General features: G+C 73.0%; 12 protein-coding genes. 2 read left to right on the top strand and 10 right to left on the bottom strand.

The genetic code is table 11. The features are described 5' to 3' along the window. Positions 1–120: 120 nt before the first annotated feature. Both ACGFIA_RS23595 and ACGFIA_RS23590 read left to right on the top strand, forming a co-directional pair. Positions 121–1,119 (top strand): alpha/beta hydrolase-fold protein, encoded by a 999-nt coding sequence (locus ACGFIA_RS23595; protein ID WP_357385860.1) that lies wholly within the window; start codon positions 121–123, stop codon positions 1,117–1,119. Positions 1,120–1,300: 181 nt separating this feature from the next. Next, complete coding sequence (locus tag ACGFIA_RS23590; protein WP_357385874.1) at positions 1,301–1,936, top strand: XRE family transcriptional regulator; 636 nt, start codon at positions 1,301–1,303, stop codon at positions 1,934–1,936. Between the two features lie 61 nt (positions 1,937–1,997). On the opposite strand, the gene ACGFIA_RS23585 is transcribed toward ACGFIA_RS23590, so the two are convergent. From ACGFIA_RS23585 to ACGFIA_RS23540, 10 genes are read right to left on the bottom strand one after another with little or no spacing between them, the layout of a single operon-like run. Continuing rightward, positions 1,998–3,077 carry an alpha/beta hydrolase gene (locus ACGFIA_RS23585; RefSeq protein WP_357385858.1) on the bottom strand — a complete coding sequence of 360 codons (1,080 nt, stop codon included), beginning with the start codon at positions 3,075–3,077 and terminating at the stop codon, positions 1,998–2,000. Positions 3,078–3,082: 5 nt separating this feature from the next. Then, positions 3,083–4,081 carry an LLM class flavin-dependent oxidoreductase gene (locus tag ACGFIA_RS23580; RefSeq protein WP_357385856.1) on the bottom strand — a complete coding sequence of 333 codons (999 nt, stop codon included), beginning with the start codon at positions 4,079–4,081 and terminating at the stop codon, positions 3,083–3,085. After that, positions 4,078–4,404 carry a TIGR04076 family protein gene (locus tag ACGFIA_RS23575; RefSeq protein ID WP_151500654.1) on the bottom strand — a complete coding sequence of 109 codons (327 nt, stop codon included), beginning with the start codon at positions 4,402–4,404 and terminating at the stop codon, positions 4,078–4,080. The genes ACGFIA_RS23580 and ACGFIA_RS23575 overlap by 4 nt, the downstream gene beginning before the upstream one ends. Then, positions 4,401–5,405, bottom strand: coding sequence for a zinc-binding dehydrogenase (locus ACGFIA_RS23570; protein ID WP_357385854.1), 1,005 nt, complete (start codon positions 5,403–5,405; stop codon positions 4,401–4,403). The genes ACGFIA_RS23575 and ACGFIA_RS23570 overlap by 4 nt, the downstream gene beginning before the upstream one ends. After that, a complete protein-coding gene (locus tag ACGFIA_RS23565; protein WP_357385852.1) occupies positions 5,402–5,815 on the bottom strand; it encodes a nuclear transport factor 2 family protein in 414 nt (137 codons plus the stop codon). Before ACGFIA_RS23565 ends, ACGFIA_RS23570 begins: the two co-directional genes overlap by 4 nt. Continuing rightward, positions 5,812–7,077, bottom strand: coding sequence for an amidohydrolase family protein (locus ACGFIA_RS23560; protein WP_357385850.1), 1,266 nt, complete (start codon positions 7,075–7,077; stop codon positions 5,812–5,814). The genes ACGFIA_RS23565 and ACGFIA_RS23560 overlap by 4 nt, the downstream gene beginning before the upstream one ends. Further along, positions 7,074–8,744, bottom strand: a complete 1,671-nt coding sequence (locus ACGFIA_RS23555; protein WP_357471736.1) for a hydantoinase B/oxoprolinase family protein — start codon at positions 8,742–8,744, stop codon at positions 7,074–7,076. Before ACGFIA_RS23555 ends, ACGFIA_RS23560 begins: the two co-directional genes overlap by 4 nt. Next, positions 8,737–10,425: a hydantoinase B/oxoprolinase family protein gene (locus ACGFIA_RS23550; protein WP_357385846.1), complete on the bottom strand. Its 1,689-nt coding sequence runs from the start codon at positions 10,423–10,425 to the stop codon at positions 8,737–8,739. Before ACGFIA_RS23550 ends, ACGFIA_RS23555 begins: the two co-directional genes overlap by 8 nt. Next, a complete protein-coding gene (locus ACGFIA_RS23545; RefSeq protein ID WP_357385844.1) occupies positions 10,422–12,473 on the bottom strand; it encodes a hydantoinase/oxoprolinase family protein in 2,052 nt (683 codons plus the stop codon). The genes ACGFIA_RS23550 and ACGFIA_RS23545 overlap by 4 nt, the downstream gene beginning before the upstream one ends. Beyond that, a complete protein-coding gene (locus ACGFIA_RS23540; protein WP_393262072.1) occupies positions 12,470–14,503 on the bottom strand; it encodes a dipeptide ABC transporter ATP-binding protein in 2,034 nt (677 codons plus the stop codon). The genes ACGFIA_RS23545 and ACGFIA_RS23540 overlap by 4 nt, the downstream gene beginning before the upstream one ends. Between the last annotated feature and the right edge of the window lie 2 nt (positions 14,504–14,505).

Raw genomic sequence — 14,505 nt, 5'->3', positions numbered from 1 at the left:
ACGACATCTACGTCGCCCTGTCCACCGGCACCACATTCAGCCCCTCCACCAAATGGCACGACTACTTCGGCCTCACCGGCGAAACCACACTCTGACCCCCATCGACTCCCAGGAGGATTCATGTCGCACGACCGGACCACTCCCCCCACCGTAAGCCGCCGCCGCCTGCTCACCGGCGCCGCCGCGGTCGCGGCGACCGGCGCCCTGGCCGGGGCCTTCACCGCGCCGTCCGCGGCGAGCGCGGCCGCCGTCGACGGGTTCGGCCTGCGCATCGTCGGCCGCAACGAGAACGGCGGCCGGTTGCAGTACTACCGCTTCGCCACCGACGCGATCGAGTGGGATCCGGCGGTGAACGTGCTGCTGCCCGACGGCTACCACACCAGCCGCAAGCGTTACCCGGTGCTGTACCTGCTGCACGGCGGCCAACAGGACTTCCGCACGTTCCACCTCCAGGACAACATCATCAACCTGACCGCCGGCCGCGAGGTCATCGTGGTCATGCCGGACGCCTCCACCGGCTGGTACAGCAACCCGGTCAGCAGCAACACCGGGCCGCGCAACTGGGAGACCTTCCACATCGCCCAGTTGCTGCCCTGGATCGACGCGAACTTCCGGACCTTCGCCGAGTACAACGGCCGCGCCGTCGCCGGCTTCTCGATGGGTGGCTTCGGCGCGCTGAAGTACGCCGCGAAGTACTACGGCCACTTCTGCTCGGTCAGCGCCCACTCCGGCCCGGCGAGTCTGCGGCGGGACTTCGGTCTCGTGGTGCACTGGGCGAACGCCACCTCGGCCGCGCTCGACCTCGGCGGCGGGACCGTCTACGGTGCGCCCCTGTGGGACGAGGCCCGGGTGAACATGGACAACCCGGTGCAGCGCATCGAGAGCTACCGCAACAAGCGGATCTTCCTGGTCGCCGGCACGTCCCCCGACCCGATCAACTGGTTCGACACGGCGAACGAGAGCCAGGTGCTGGCGGGCCAGCGTGAGTTCCGGAGCCTGCTCGCCCGGGCGGGCATCCCGCACGAGGGCCGGGAGGTCCCCGGCGGGCACTACTTCCGCCACGAGCAGTTCGTCGACGACCTCAACGGCATGATGGGCCGGCTGCGCCGCGCCGGCTGACCCACCGGGTGTCGCGGCGCCAGCCTGCCGGCTGGCGCCGCCCCCCGTCCACCAGGGAAGACATGGCGGAAGCGGACGGGAAATGCCGTGCCTCCCCCTCGCACAGGGGCGGCATGTTCGATAGGATCGAACATCCCGGGCGGATCCCCCGCCACCGCAACAGGAGGTCCTCGTGCGGTCCATGGACAGTCAGCCGCCGTCGGAGCAGGCCGCCCCCGGTGGCGCCGCGGACGAGAGCACCCCGGCGGGCCTGGTCGGCGCCCGGATCCGGCGGTACCGCAAGGAGCGCGGGCTCACCCTGCGCGGCCTCGCCTCCCGCTCCGGCCTGTCGATCGGCTTCCTGTCCCAGGTCGAGCGCGGCATCTCCTCGATCGGCCTGACCGCGCTGGGCAGCGTCGCCAAGGCGCTGGACCGCTCGGTGGCCGACTTCTTCGACGCCGGCAACGGCGCGCCGGACAGCAACGTCTCCCCGCTTCCCCGGCACTTCACGCTGACCAGGGCGGAAACGTCGGCCACCCAGTACGTGTCCGGGCAGCAGACCTACCGGATGCTCTCCGACCGGGGGCCGGACCTGGTGCTGGAGCCGATGCTCGTGCACATCGCGCCCGGCGGGCGCCGGGAGAACGCGTACGGCCACCGGGGCGAGGAGTTCGCCTACGTCATCTCCGGTGAGCTGCTCTACGAGGTCGAGGGCGTGGAGCACCGGCTGTGCCCGGGCGACAGCGTGCACCTGCGCTCGTCGGTGCCGCACCAGATGTACAACGACACCGACTCGGTGACGACAGTGGTCTCGGTGGTCACGCCCCGCCTGTTCTGAGGCACGCCGAACTCCGGGCTTGTTCACACCGGTGAACAAGCCCGGAGCAGGCGCCGGATGGTCAGCCGTCGATCGCGGTCATGGTGGCGTGCCAGATGTCCGCGCCGCTGTCGATCACGGCGAAGTGGTCCCCCGGCTGTTCGAGGTACCGGATGTCGTCGCCCGCGTCGGCTGCCGCCACGGCGTAGCGCCGGTTGGCGTCGACCAGGTCGAGACTGTCCGCCGTCCCCTGCACGAGGAGGGTCGGGACACCGACCGGCAACCGGAGCATCGGGTCGCTCTCGGCGTACCGCCGGGGCGCTGTCGCCGGTGAGCCGCCCAGGGCCGCGGAGATCGCGCCGTCGCCGAGGAAGCGCCGCTCGCCCTCGGTGAGGTCGAGGACCCCGGCCAGCGACACCGCCAGCGCGACACGTGGCCCGCTCGCACGCCCGGCGAGGTCGGCCGCGGCGCGCAGCGCGAGCTGCCCGCCGGCCGAGTGGCCGAGCACGACGATCCGGTCCAGGTCCAGCGGCCGGTCGGCGGCGAGGTCCCGCAGCACGGTGATGCCGGCCTCGACGTCCTGTGCGGTCGCGTCCCAGCCGTGCCGGTCCGGGCGCCGGTACTCCAGGTTCCAGGACGCGTAGCCACGGTCGGCCAGGTCGACGGCGAGGGCGTCCATCAGGTCCGCGCCCCAGATCGATCGCCAGAAGCCGCCGTGCAGCAGCACCGCGACCGGCGCCGGCCCGGTACCCGGAGCCGACGGCAGTCGCAGGTCGCCCCACTGTTCCGGGCCGGGACCGTAGGCGATCCGGTCGGCCGGCGCGCGGAAGCGGTGCACGGCGTGCCGGATCGCCCACGCCACGCCCCACAGTCCCCGGCCCGCCAGGTGGACCGCGCCGGGGACCGCCGTCTCGACGGTGAGGTCGTACCAGACCGCGTGCGGCGGCTGCGCGCCGATCAGCGCGCGGGCCGCTGGTGTGGGGCCGGGAAGCACCACCACCGGCTGGTCCGGCGCGGCGAGCAACGAGCGCATCTCGCCGGCCGAGGCGGCGGCGACGACCTCGCCGACGACGTCCAGCTCCGCGCAGGTGGTGGTGACGAGCGACGCCAGCAGCGCGGTGTCGGCCACCAGGCCGGGACCGGCAACGACGGTGAGCCGCACCGGACTCACCTGCGCAGCAGGGGCAGAACGGCGGAACCGAGCAGGTCCACGCCGCGCTCGTCGGTCAGGCCGTGCGGTGTGCCGAACTCGACCCGGCGTACGCCCGCGTCGATGAGCGCCTGGGCCTGCGCGGCGACCTGCTCCGGGGTGCCGGAGAAGGCGAACCGGTCGAGCACGTCGTCCGGGATCAGCCGGCCCGCCGCCTCGTCCTCGCCCGCGTCGACCAGGTCGCCGACGCGCTTGACCAGGTCGTCGGGCATCTCGACGGTCGGGTCCAGCTCCGCCACCACGGCGAGGTACATGGCCACCTCGGTACGGGCCTTGGCGCGGGCCGCCTCGCCGTCGGTGTCGACGACTGTGACCGCGCCGAGCACGATGCCGACGTCGGCGACGTCGCGCCCGGCCTTCTCCGCGCCGGTCCGCAGCCGCTCGCGGATCACCGGGACCATGTCCGGGTTGGCGCTGCCGCCCACCTTGATCTCGTCGGCGATCCGCCCGGCCAGCGCCGCGCCCTGCGGGCCCCAGGCGCCGAGCAGCAGCGGCGGGTCGGGCCGCCGCACGTCGTAGCGCAGCGCGGTGCCGGGGGCGAGCGAGAAGACCTTTCCGGTGAAGCCGGTCCGGTCGCCGCGCAGCAGGCGGTAGACGACCTGGACGGCCTCCTCGATGGTGGTCAGCGGCCGCGGCTGCGGCAGGCCGACGGCGCCCAGCCAGGTCCCCCGGGCCAAACCGAGGTAGGCCCGCCCGTGCGAGGCCAGGTCCAGGGCGGCGAGCTGACCGGCGATCTCGTACGGCGCCATCGAGTACGGGTTCAGGCAGGCCGCGCCGAGGCGTACCCGTTCGGTCGCCTGCGCCATCTCCAGCAGCGGGAAGATCGGCGGCTGGTACATCAGGTCGCCGAAGACGGTGAGCACGTCGAAGCCGTGCGCCTCGGCGGCGCGGGCCAGCCGGGCGTAGGCGCCGGCCGGCTTGTCGCTCTGCAGGCCGAGTCCGATCTCGACTGTCATGTCAGGTCCGCCGAGTTCATCGTGCGCCGGCAGGTCCGTTCCACCTTCATGACGAGCCGTTCCTCCGGGTCCGGGCAGATGAAGTGGGAGTCCTGGGCCAGCCAGTCACCCGGCGCGAGGTCACGCTGCTTGGCGGCGAGGAAGGGCAGCACCGAGGCGAGCGCGTACACGCAGAAGTGCTTTCCCTCGGGCAGCCGCAGGTGCGCGCTGTTCGTCAGTTCGAAGTGGTCGCCCACGGCCATGCCGCACACCGACCGGCCCTCGATCCGGTCGACAGTGACCTTCAGGTCGTAGATCTCCATGTCGCCGTCGCTGTCGCTCACGGTCCCTCCCCCTCGTCGATCCGTACGATGATCTTGCCGGTGGTCCTGCGTTCGGCCAGCTCGGTGAGCGCCGCGGGCGCCTCGTCCAGCGAGACGACGCGGCTGACCGGCGGCCGGACCGCGCCGGAGGCGCACATGTCGAACAGCTCCTGGTAGGCGGACTCGACGGCGCTGGCCCGCTGCCACGGGTACTGCGAGCCCCAGGAGAGGCCGACGAGCGTCGCGTTCGCCGCCATCAGCCGCAGCGGGTCGACAGGCGGTGGTGCGCCACCGGCCGCGCCCACCGCGACGAGGCGGCCCTCGAACGCCAGGCAGTCCCAGGTACGGGCGAACACGTCGCCGCCCACCGGGTCCACCACGACGTCCACGCCGCGCCCGCCGGTGGCCGCGAGCACCGCGGGCACGAAGTCCTCCGCCGTGTAGTCGATCGCCACCTGGGCGCCGTGGTCGCGGCAGATAGCGGTCTTGGCCGGGCCACCCGCGGTGGCGAGGACCCGGGCGCCCCGGGCGACGGCGAGCTGGATCGCGGCGATGCCCACCCCGCCCGCACCGGCGTGCACCAGGACGGTCTGCCCGGCGGTGGCCCCCGCGCGTTCCAGCGCGAACCACGCCGTCTGGTAGGTGACAGGCAGTGCCGCCGCGGTCACCGGGTCGATAGCGGACGGCCGCGGCACCACCACCGCGGCGTCCACTGTCACCGTCGTGCCGAGCGCGCCGCGCGGCAGCGCCGGGCAGGCGAGCACCTCCCGACCCAGCAGGTGCTCCGCTCCGGCACCGGCGGCGACGACCCGGCCGGCCGTCTCCACGCCGGGCGTCATCGGCGGGTCCGGCCGCACCGGGTACTCGCCCCGGCAGAGCATGACGTCCAGGAAGTTCAGCCCCACCGTGCGGACGGCGAGCCGTACCTCACCGGGGGCGGGCGGCGGGTCGTCGGGCAGCTCGGCGACCGACAGCACGTCCGCCGGCTCACCGGTCCGCCCGGCGACCAGCCGCCGGATCATGCCGCGCCCACCGGTTCCCGGACCAGCTCGGCGTGATGGTGCACGATCACCCAGCGGCCGTCGATCCGGCGCACCACGTCGGTGACCCGGGTGACCTCCGGCGCGTCGTCCGGGCCGAGCTGCGCGATCAGCTCGTACCGGGCCACGCCGAAGTCGTCCCACACGTCGATGCGCTTGTCCCGCGCGGCGAGCACCGCCAGCCGGGGACGCTGACCCGCGGCGTCCCGCCGGGCGCGGTACTCGTCCAGCTCGGCCCGGGTCCGCAGCGGCCCCGGCAGGTGCGTCTCCCAGGTGGTCACGTCGGGGTGCAGGTGCGTGTCGAACCGCTGCTGGTCCCCGGCGAGGAACGCGTCGTACATGTCGTCGATGCCGGCGGCGATCGCCGCCGCGCCTGAATCCGCGAACGTCATCGCGTCTCCTCCTGGTTGCGGTCGTCGCGGGCGATCTGCCCGCCCTTCATCACCCACCGCACGTCCCGGAACGCCGAGGTGTCGGCCAGCGGGTCGGCGTCGGTCGCGATCAGGTCGGCCAGCTTGCCGGCCTCGACGGTGCCGAGGTCGGACTCCGCGCCGAGCCACCGGATCGGGCCGAGCGTGCCGGCGTGGATGGCCCGTGCGGTGCCGATCCGCTCGGACATGTACTCCAGCTCCCGGATCGAGGCGGTGGTGCCCTCGAACTCCCAGAACGGGGGCATGTCGCTGCCCAGCAGCACCTCCACCCCGGCGGCGATCGCCATGTCGAAGCTCTCCAGGTGCCGGGGGCCGGCGCCGAGCGACCGGCACTGCATCCACTCCGGCACGCCCAGCTCGTCGAAGAACTCCTTGCAGCGGGTCACCAGCAGCGTCGGCACGAGAGCGGTGCCGCGCTCGGCCATCCGCGCCGCGACCTGCGGGGTGAGCTGGTAGCCGTGCTCCACACAGTCCAGTCCCAGCTCGACCGCCGCGCCGATCACCTCGGCCGGCCCGGCGTGCGCGGTGACCTTGCGGCCCCACGCGTGCGCCGTCTCGATCACCGCGCTCATCTCGTCGGCGAACAGCTGGGGCGTGTGGATGCTCTCGTGCTCACCGGCGATGCCGCCGGAGATCATCACCTTGATCAGGTCGGCGCCGGCCTTGATCTGGCTGCGCACGCCGTGGCGGAAGCCCACCGGGCCGTCGCACTCGAGCGTGTCGTTGCTCTCGTGGCCGTGCCCGCCGGTGCACACCAGCGCCCGGCCGGCGGTGTAGATGCGCGGACCCGGCACGCGCCCGGCGTTGATCGCCCGCCGCAGCGCGAAGTCGGCGTGGTCCTTCTCGGCCACGCAGCGCACTGTGGTCACGCCGGAGTGCAGCGTGCGCCGCGCGCCGTCGGCCATGTAGTGGGCGAGGTCGTACGAGCCCATCCCCTTGACGCCGTCGCCCCCGGAGCCGGGCAGCGACAGCGAGAAGTGGGTGTGCATGTTGACCAGGCCGGGCGTCAGGTACGCGCCGTCGAGGTCCACCTCGGTCAGCCGGCCGGCGGCCCGCGCCTGCTCGGCCACCTCGGCGTACGGCCCGACGGCGGCGATCCGGTCACCCCGGACCCACACCCCGGCGCCGGTCACTGGCGTCATGCCGTCCACCACGCGGGCGTCCAGCACTGTGCAGTTGCCGAGCAGCACGCTCGGCTGCTCGGGCGAATAGGCGGCACTCACGCGATCACTCCATAAACGTCTCGGGCGGCCCCCGGGGAGACGTAGCCCTCGGCCACGTCCCGCCGTACCGCCTCCGGATCCCTCGATCTCGGGTCGCCGTGCCCACCGCCACCGGCGGTCAGCAACGTCACCCGATCCCCCACCGCCACCGCGGTACGCCGTGTGCTCACCCGGTGCTCCCGGTCCGTGCCCGGGAACACCACCACCTGGTTCGGCTCCGGCTGTGCGCCGCCGGCCAGCGCCCACGGCGCGCTCTTCGTCTTCTTGATCACCGTCAGGAACTCGCCCGACGTCACGAACCGGATGTCCCGCCGCAGGCCGCAGCCGCCCCGGAACCGGCCGGCACCACCGGAGTCCGTCCGGATCTCCAGGCGCTCGAAGAACATCCCGGTCTTCGACTCCAGCACCTCGACGGGCGTGTTGCGCGCCTGGGTCTGGCACAGGTGGTTCGCCGGTCCGATGCCGTCGTGCCGGGGCGTGCCGCCCCAGCCGACCGGGTCGTTGTTGCTGACCGCGAACATGTCGCCGGTGTCCGGGTGCCGGCCCACCATCATGAACCCGGGCACGTCACCGCCGGAGGAGGCGGCCAGCCCGTCCGGCATGCCCTGCGCCAGCGCCTTGAGGATCAGCTCCAGCGCGACGGTGCCGGTCCACTGGGTGAACGTGGCGGCCGGATACCGCGCGTGGAACAACGTGCCGGGCTCGGCGCGTACCCGCAGGGGCGCGAAGTGCCCGGCGTTCGTCTGCTCGCCGGGCGTGGTGACGCCCTTGAACGCGACCCGGCAGGTGGCGATGGTGGCGCCGAGCGGCAGGTTCACCGGCCCGGGCACCGCCGGGGACGACCCGGCGAAGTCCACAGTGAACTCGCCGTCGGCGACCGTGACGGTGACCCGCATCCGGATCGGCTCGTCGCTGACGCCGTCGTCGTCCAGCCAGTCCTCGGCGGTCCAGCTGCCCTGCGGCAGCGCGGCCACCGCCTCCCCGGCACGCTGCGCGGCGGCGTCGATCACCCGGTCGACCACCGCGTCGACGACGGGCGGACCGTAGTCGCGGTACAGCTCGGTCACCCGCCGCTCGCCGGTACGCAGCGCGGCGATCTGCGCGTTGAGGTCGCCGATGACCAGCTCCGGCATCCGGGAGTTGAACCGGATCAGCTCGTGGATCTCCGGCACCGGCTCGCCCCGGGAGTACACCTTCGTGCCGGGGAAGATGATCCCCTCCTGGTGCATGTCCGTGGAGTCGAGCACGTAGCCGGGATCCTTGGCGCCCAGGTCCATCCAGTGCGCCCGGATGCACAGGAAGCCGATCAGCTCCTCGCTGTCCGGCAGGACGACCGGCGCGAACATCGTCGCGTCGTAGGTGTGCGCCGCGTTCCAGTACGGGTAGTTCAGCAGCACCACGTCGCCGCGGTGCAGGTTCTCCCGGCCGACGTACTCGACGCCCTTGCGCAGCGAGTAGTCGTTGGCGCCGAGGAAGCGGGACAGCCCCGTGGACTCCGCGACCAGCCGCAACCGCCGGTCGTAGATGGAGATGCCGAAGTCGTACACCTCGTAGATCACCGGGTTGAACGCGGTGCGCACCAGCGCGGCCCGCATCTCCTCGGCGGCCGAGACGAGGTGGCTGCGGACGACCTCGACGGTTGCCCCGTCGACCGTCGGCTCACCCATCGACGTCCACTCCGTAGACGTCCCGGGCCGCCTCCCGGGAGACGTAGCCCTCGGCCACGTCCCGCCGCACCGCCTCGGGGTCGCGGTCGCCCGGGTCGCCGTGCCCGCCGCCGCCGGCGGTCAGCAGCGTGACCCGGTCACCCGCCGCCACCACGGTGCGCTTGGTGCTCACCCGGTGCTCGCGGTCGGTACCCGGGAACACCACGATCTGGTTCGGCTCCGGCTGCTCGCCGCCGTCGAGCGCCCACGGCGCGCTCTTCGTCTTCTTGATGACGGTGAGGAACTCGCCGGAAGTCAGGAACCGGATGTCCCGCCGCAGGCCGCAGCCGCCCCGGAACCGGCCCGCGCCACCGGAGTCCGCGCGGATCTCCCAGCGCTCGAAGAACATCCCGGTCTTGGCCTCCATGACCTCGATCGGGGTGCCCCGGCCGGTGCTGCCGGAGACGTGGGTGGCGGCGTCCATGCCGTCGTGCTGCGCGGTGCCGCCCCAGCCCACCAGGTCGTTGTTGCTGACCGCGAACATCTTGCCGGTGTCCGGGTGCAGGCCGACCATCATGAAGCCGGGCACGTCGCCGCCGGAGGAGGCGGGCAGCAGGTCCGGCATGCCCTGGGCCAGCGCCTTGAGGATCAGTTCCACAGCGACGATGCCGGTCCAGAGCGTGAACGTGGGCTGCGGGTAGACGGCGTGGAACAGGGTGCCCGGCTCCGCCCGCACCTCCAGCGGCGCCACGGTGCCGGCGTTCGACGGCTCGTCGCGCGAGGTGAGCGACTTCAGCACGACCTTGCAGATCGCCTCGGTCGCGCCGAACGGCATGTTGATCGGGCCGCGGGTGGCCGGCGCGGAACCGGCGAAGTCGACGATGAAGCGCCCGTCGGCGATGGTCACCGTGGCGCGCATCTTCACCGGCTCGTCGGTGATGCCGTCGTCGTCCACCCAGTCCTCGGCGGTCCAGGTGCCCTGCGGCAGCGTCGCCAGCGCCGCGCGGGCACGGGCCTCGCCGTCGGCGATGATGCGTTCGATCGCCTGGTCCACCGTGGTCCGGCCGAACTTCTCGATGATCTCCAGCATCCGGCGCTCGCCGGTGCGCAGTGCGGCGATCTGCGCGTGCAGGTCACCCAGCACCGCGTCCGGCATCCGCGAGTTGAAGCGGATCAGCTCGTGGATCTCGCGCACCGGCTCGCCCCGGGAGACGACCTTGGTGCCCGGGAAGATCAGCCCCTCCTGGTGCATGTCGGTCGAGTCGAGCACGTAGCCCGGGTCCTTGGCGCCCAGGTCCATCCAGTGCGCGCGGACGCAGAGGAAGCCGACCAGTTCGCCGTCCGCGTCCGGGTCGGCCTCGTCCGGCCGGAACACCGGGGCGAACAGCGTCGCGTCGTAGGCGTGCGCCGCGTTCCAGTACGGGTAGTTCAGCAGCACCACGTCGCCGCGGTGCAGGTTCTCCCGGCCCACGTACTCCACGCCCTTGCGCAGCGAGAAGTCGTTCGCGCCGAGGAAGAACGTCAGGCCGGTGGCCTCGGCGACCAGCCGCAGGTCGGCGTCGTACATCGACAGGCCGAAGTCGTGCACCTCGTAGATGACCGGGTTGAAGGAGGTACGGATGAGGGTGGCCCGCATCTCCTCCGCCGCCGACAGCAGATAGCTGCGGACGACCTCGACCTGGGCTCCGTCCAGCGTGGTCATGCGGCTTCCTCCAGGGTGACGAGCAGGTATCCGTGGTCGTCGACGGTGACCCGCTGGCCGCTGGGCACCACTGTGGTGGAGGTGCCCTCGTCGACCAGCGCCGGTCCGTCGAAGGTGTCGCCCGGCTCCAGGCGGGCCCGGTCGTAGACCGCGAACGGCACCACAGCGTGCTGCCCGAAGTCGTAGGCGTCGCGGTGCGCCAGCAGCGCCTGCGACGGGTCGCCGTCGCCGCGCGGCAGGGTCTCCAGCTCCGGCCGGTCGGTGCGCCCGATGCCGCGCACCCGCAGGTTGAGGATCTGGAGCGGGTTGCCCATGGTGTGGCCGTACCGGGTGCGGTGCGTCTCGTCGAACGCGGCGCGGACGGCGTCGCGGTCCAGCTCACGCCCAACGGTGACCATCAGGCTGTGCTCCTGGCCGAGGTAGCGCAGCTCGAACTGCCGCTCCAGCACCGCCTCGCCGGCGGGCACGCCCTGCGCCACCAGCGACGCGACCGCCTCGGCCTCGACCGCCTTGAACAGCTGCTCCAGGTCCGACAGGTCGGCGTCGTCGAGGGTGGCCATCACGGTACGGCTGAAGTCGTTGACGATGTCGGCCGAGAGCATGCCCCAGGCGGAGAAGCCGGACGGCGCGAACGGCACGACCACCTCGCCGATGCCCATCTCCCGGGCCAGCAGCGGCGCCAGCAGCGGGCCTGCCCCGCCGAACGCGAGAAGCGCGAACTGCCGGGGGTCGTGCCCCCGCTCGACGGTGATCTGCCGGACCGCGCCGACGGTGCGGGCCAGCAGCACGTCGAAGACACCAGCCGCCGCGTTCTCCACGCTCAGGCCGAGCGGATCGGCCAGCTGCTCCTGGATCGCGGCCCGCGCCTCGGCGTCGCGCAGACCCATGGTGCCGGCGAGGAACCGGTCCGGATCCATGTAGCCGAGCACCACAGCGGCGTCGGTGACCGTCGGCCTGGTGCCGCCCCGGCCGTAGCAGACCGGGCCCGGGTCGGCGCCCGCGCTCTGCGGGCCGACCTTGAGCAGGCCGTGGTCCAGCCAGGCGATCGAGCCGCCGCCGGCGCCGATGGTACGGATGTCGTACGTGGGGATGAGCAGCGGGAAGTGCTCCAGCTGGGCCTCGTACGCGGCGACCGGGTTGCCGCGCTCGATCACGCAGGCGTCCAGCGAGGTGCCGCCGATGTCGAACGTGAGCACGTTGTCCCGGCCCAGCTCGGAGGCGACGTACGCGGCGCCGACGATGCCGCCGGCCGGACCGGAGAGCACCGTGTGCGTGGGTGCGGTCTTGGCGACCGCGCTCGTCATCGAGCCGCCACCGGACCGCATGATCAGGAAGCGTCCGGAGAAGCCGCGCTCGGCCAGGCCGGCCTCCAGCTCGTCCACGTACCGCTCGAAGATCGGCCGGATGTACGCCTCCAGCACAGTGGTGCTGGTGCGCTCGTACTCCCGGTACTCGCGCACGATGTCGGTCGACAGCGACAGGCTGACCTCGGGGAACTCCTCGTGGATCAGGCGCGCGGCCTCGCGCTCGTGGCTCGGGTCGAGGAACGAGTGCAGGAAGCAGATGGCGATCGAGGTGACCTGCTGGTCCACCACGAGCGTGCGGGCGGCCTCCCGGACGCTGTCCGGGTCCAGCGGCTCCACCACGCGTCCCCGGTAGTCCAGCCGGCCCCGCACGCCGGCGGTGAAGCGGCGCTGCACCAGGCTCTCCGGCCGCTGGTACTGGAAGTCGTACATGTGGTCGGACGGCACGTTGCCGCGGCCGATCAGGAAGATGTCCCGGAAGCCCTCGTTTGTGATGATGCCGGTGCGGCCACCACGACGCTCCAGCACCGCGTTGAGGCCGAGGGTGGTGCCGTGGATGAAGAGCTCCACCTCGGACAGGTCGGTGCCGAGCGCGGTGATCGCGTTGAGGACACCGTCCGCGGGCCGGGCCGGGGTCGTCGCCGCCTTGCGGAAGCGGACCCGGTTGGTGCGCGTGTCGAGCTCCATGGCGTCCACGAAGGTCCCGCCGATGTCGACGGCGAGCCGGATGGGGCGACGGGTCATGGCGTGACAGCCTGCCTTCCGATGAGGGCGGGAAGCTCGGGAACGCGCCAGCAGGCGGCCCGGCTCTCGCCGTACGACTGAAGCTCCTGCTGCTCCGATCGGCACCGGTCGGTGACGAACGGGCACCGGGCGGCCAGTGGGCACCCGGTCGCGGCGTCGGCTTCCTCCAGGTCCTTGACCAGCTCGACGGCCTCGCCGTCGGACCCGGTCGTCCCGCCGAGGCGGGGGGCGCTGCCCAGCAGCGCCCGGGTGTACGGGTGCCGGGGCGTGTCGAAGACGACGTCCACCGGCCCCTCCTCGACGACCCGGCCGAGGTAGAGCACCACGACCCGGTCGGCGAACCCGCGCACTGTCGCCAGGTCGTGGGAGATGAACACCGAGGCGCGGTCCGCGTCGGCCGCCACGTCGGCGATCACGTCGAGGATCTGCGCCTGGACGGTGACGTCCAGCGCCGAGGTCGGCTCGTCGAAGACGATCAGGTCCGGCTCGCCGACCAGCGCGCGGGCGATGCCGATGCGTTGCGCCTGGCCGCCGGAGAGCTCGTGCGGGTAGCGCCGCAGGATCGACCGGTCCAGCTCCATCCGGTCCAGCACGGCGGTGACGCGCTCCTCCCGCTGCGCCGGGGACAGGCCCGCGGCGCGCAACGGCTCGGCGATGGAGTCGCCGACGGGCCGGCGCGGGCTCAGCGAGCCGATCGGGTCCTGGAACACGAGCTGGGCCCGGGTCCGGGCCCGGCGCAGCGCCCGTCCGCGCGGCCGGGCGCGGCCCGGCTGCTTGACCAGCGCCTGCCCGGCGACGGTGACGGTGCCGGACGTGGGCGCGACCAGGCCCATCACGAGCTTGGCGAGGGTGCTCTTGCCGCAGCCGCTCTCACCCACCACGCCCAGCGTCTCGCCCGGCCCGAGCCGCAGCGTGACGCCGCGCAGCGCGTGGTGCCCGCCGGAGCCGAAGCGGCTGCGATAGACGACGTGCGCGTCCTCGATCTCCAGCACGGCCGGCTTCGGGTCCGCGCCGGACGGCTGTGCGCCGGACGCCACGGGCGTGTGCGACGTGTGCGGCACGTCGGCGTCGAGCGGCCGGGTCTGCGGGTGGAAGCAGGCGAGCGACCACTCGTCGCCGCCGGGCACCAGCGTGGTGGCCGGGCGGCGCGACGAGCAGGTGCGGTCGGCGTGCGCGCACCGGGCGACGAACGGGCAGTTGTGCGGCGCCTCGGTCAGCAGCGGCATGGCGCCGGGGGTGGCGACGACAGGCCGGCCGCCGACGTCCGGCACCGAACGCAGCAGCGCCCGGGTGTACGGGTGCGCGGGCTCCCGCAGCACCTGCGCGGCCGGCCCGCTCTCCACCACGGTGCCGGCGTAGAGCACCACCACCCGGTCGCAGACCTCCGCGATGGACGCCAGGTCGTGCGAGATCAGGAGTACGCCCCGGCCGTCGGTGTCGGCGGCGTGCCGGAACTGGCGCAGGATCTCCCGGGTCAGCGTCACGTCCAGGCCGGTGGTCGGCTCGTCGGCGATCAGCAGCTCCGGCGCGCAGCCGGTGGCCAGCGAGATCATCACCCGCTGGGCCATGCCGCCGGACAGCTCGTGGGCGTACGCGTCGAGCCGCCGCTGCGGGCTGCGGATGCCGACCGCCTCGAACAGCTCGCGCGCCGCCTCCCGGGCCCGCTCGCCGGACATCTCCTGGTGGGTGGCGAGCCGGTCGACGAGTTGCTTGCCGATGGTGCGGGTGGGGCTGAGCGCGCCGCGCGGGTTCTGGAAGCAGATCGCCACCCCCCGCCCGCGGTGGGCGGCGAGCGCGGCGTCGTCCATGCGCAGCACGTCCGAGTCGCCGAACAGCACCCGCCCGGTGGCGTGCGATCCGCCGGGCAGCAGCCCGACGATGGCGCGGGCCACCATGCTCTTGCCGCCGCCGCTCTCGCCGACCAGGCCGACGACCTCGCCCGGCCGGACGGCGAAGCTCACGCCGCTGAGCGCGGCCACCTGCCGGCCGGGCCGGCGGATCGTCACGGAGAGGTTCTCGATCGACAGCATGG

The sequence above is a fragment of the Micromonospora sp. NPDC049203 genome (genome assembly GCF_043197215.1).
In the GTDB taxonomy this organism is placed as follows: Bacteria; Actinomycetota; Actinomycetes; order Mycobacteriales; family Micromonosporaceae; genus Micromonospora.
This window is presented reverse-complemented; position numbering and strand designations above follow the sequence as displayed.

What these genes read in the sequence shown, in the direction of transcription:
- ACGFIA_RS23570 (WP_357385854.1), bottom strand. Translation starts at nt 5,405, where the DNA reads ATGATCCGGCGGCTGGTCGCCGGGCGGACCGGTGAGCCGGCGGACGTG.
- ACGFIA_RS23595 (WP_357385860.1), top strand. Translation starts at nt 121, where the DNA reads ATGTCGCACGACCGGACCACTCCCCCCACCGTAAGCCGCCGCCGCCTG.
- ACGFIA_RS23550 (WP_357385846.1), bottom strand. Translation starts at nt 10,425, where the DNA reads ATGACCACGCTGGACGGAGCCCAGGTCGAGGTCGTCCGCAGCTATCTG.
- ACGFIA_RS23555 (WP_357471736.1), bottom strand. Translation starts at nt 8,744, where the DNA reads ATGGGTGAGCCGACGGTCGACGGGGCAACCGTCGAGGTCGTCCGCAGC.
- ACGFIA_RS23565 (WP_357385852.1), bottom strand. Translation starts at nt 5,815, where the DNA reads ATGACGTTCGCGGATTCAGGCGCGGCGGCGATCGCCGCCGGCATCGAC.
- ACGFIA_RS23580 (WP_357385856.1), bottom strand. Translation starts at nt 4,081, where the DNA reads ATGACAGTCGAGATCGGACTCGGCCTGCAGAGCGACAAGCCGGCCGGC.
- ACGFIA_RS23590 (WP_357385874.1), top strand. Translation starts at nt 1,301, where the DNA reads ATGGACAGTCAGCCGCCGTCGGAGCAGGCCGCCCCCGGTGGCGCCGCG.
- ACGFIA_RS23540 (WP_393262072.1), bottom strand. Translation starts at nt 14,503, where the DNA reads ATGCTGTCGATCGAGAACCTCTCCGTGACGATCCGCCGGCCCGGCCGG.
- ACGFIA_RS23545 (WP_357385844.1), bottom strand. Translation starts at nt 12,473, where the DNA reads ATGACCCGTCGCCCCATCCGGCTCGCCGTCGACATCGGCGGGACCTTC.